General features: G+C 55.0%; 1 rRNA gene. It reads left to right on the forward strand.

Annotation, left to right across the window (positions count from 1 at the left end):
* The first annotated feature begins 270 nt into the window (after nt 1-270).
* A 16S ribosomal RNA gene (locus KZC56_RS17575) occupies nt 271-1,795 on the forward strand.
* The last annotated feature ends 122 nt before the right edge of the window (nt 1,796-1,917 follow it).

Raw genomic sequence — 1,917 nt, forward strand, 5'->3', positions numbered from 1 at the left:
CGGGATGGCTAAGATAGAGAAGTTGCCCTGCGGGCCTGGTTGTGATGGCTGGGTCGTGGGAGCATCCGATCCTTGAGAACTCAACAGCGTGCACTTGTCAAATGCCAAATTATCCTCGTTCAGCTTCGGCTGGGTGAGAATTCCTTTGGATCAAAGACCAACTCCTTTTGGGGGGTTGGCATTCGGATGAAGTCAGCAATGATGTCATCTCTTTGGTCAGTTTCAAACTCGCTGCGGCCTGGTTTTTCCCCGGGTTGTATGCAATTTCTTTTTACGGAGAGTTTGATCCTGGCTCAGGATGAACGCTGGCGGCGTGCTTAACACATGCAAGTCGAACGGTGAACACGGAGCTTGCTCTGTGGGATCAGTGGCGAACGGGTGAGTAACACGTGAGCAACCTGCCCCTGACTCTGGGATAAGCGCTGGAAACGGCGTCTAATACTGGATATGTGACGTGACCGCATGGTCTGCGTTTGGAAAGATTTTTCGGTTGGGGATGGGCTCGCGGCCTATCAGCTTGTTGGTGAGGTAATGGCTCACCAAGGCGTCGACGGGTAGCCGGCCTGAGAGGGTGACCGGCCACACTGGGACTGAGACACGGCCCAGACTCCTACGGGAGGCAGCAGTGGGGAATATTGCACAATGGGCGGAAGCCTGATGCAGCAACGCCGCGTGAGGGATGACGGCCTTCGGGTTGTAAACCTCTTTTAGCAGGGAAGAAGCGAAAGTGACGGTACCTGCAGAAAAAGCGCCGGCTAACTACGTGCCAGCAGCCGCGGTAATACGTAGGGCGCAAGCGTTATCCGGAATTATTGGGCGTAAAGAGCTCGTAGGCGGTTTGTCGCGTCTGCTGTGAAATCCCGAGGCTCAACCTCGGGCCTGCAGTGGGTACGGGCAGACTAGAGTGCGGTAGGGGAGATTGGAATTCCTGGTGTAGCGGTGGAATGCGCAGATATCAGGAGGAACACCGATGGCGAAGGCAGATCTCTGGGCCGTAACTGACGCTGAGGAGCGAAAGGGTGGGGAGCAAACAGGCTTAGATACCCTGGTAGTCCACCCCGTAAACGTTGGGAACTAGTTGTGGGGTCCATTCCACGGATTCCGTGACGCAGCTAACGCATTAAGTTCCCCGCCTGGGGAGTACGGCCGCAAGGCTAAAACTCAAAGGAATTGACGGGGACCCGCACAAGCGGCGGAGCATGCGGATTAATTCGATGCAACGCGAAGAACCTTACCAAGGCTTGACATATACGAGAACGGGCCAGAAATGGTCAACTCTTTGGACACTCGTAAACAGGTGGTGCATGGTTGTCGTCAGCTCGTGTCGTGAGATGTTGGGTTAAGTCCCGCAACGAGCGCAACCCTCGTTCTATGTTGCCAGCACGTAATGGTGGGAACTCATGGGATACTGCCGGGGTCAACTCGGAGGAAGGTGGGGATGACGTCAAATCATCATGCCCCTTATGTCTTGGGCTTCACGCATGCTACAATGGCCGGTACAAAGGGCTGCAATACCGTGAGGTGGAGCGAATCCCAAAAAGCCGGTCCCAGTTCGGATTGAGGTCTGCAACTCGACCTCATGAAGTCGGAGTCGCTAGTAATCGCAGATCAGCAACGCTGCGGTGAATACGTTCCCGGGTCTTGTACACACCGCCCGTCAAGTCATGAAAGTCGGTAACACCTGAAGCCGGTGGCCTAACCCTTGTGGAGGGAGCCGTCGAAGGTGGGATCGGTAATTAGGACTAAGTCGTAACAAGGTAGCCGTACCGGAAGGTGCGGCTGGATCACCTCCTTTCTAAGGAGCATCTGACACTTTCGGGTGTCCAGAACCCAGATCGAAGGCGTACGTTCTTCGCTGGGAGCTCATGGGTGGAACATTTGACATGGTGCGAAGGATGTTGTTCTTCTTCAGTACGC

Origin of the sequence: Microbacterium sufflavum, assembly GCF_023091155.1 — a bacterium.
In the GTDB taxonomy this organism is placed as follows: Bacteria; Actinomycetota; Actinomycetes; order Actinomycetales; family Microbacteriaceae; genus Microbacterium; species Microbacterium sufflavum.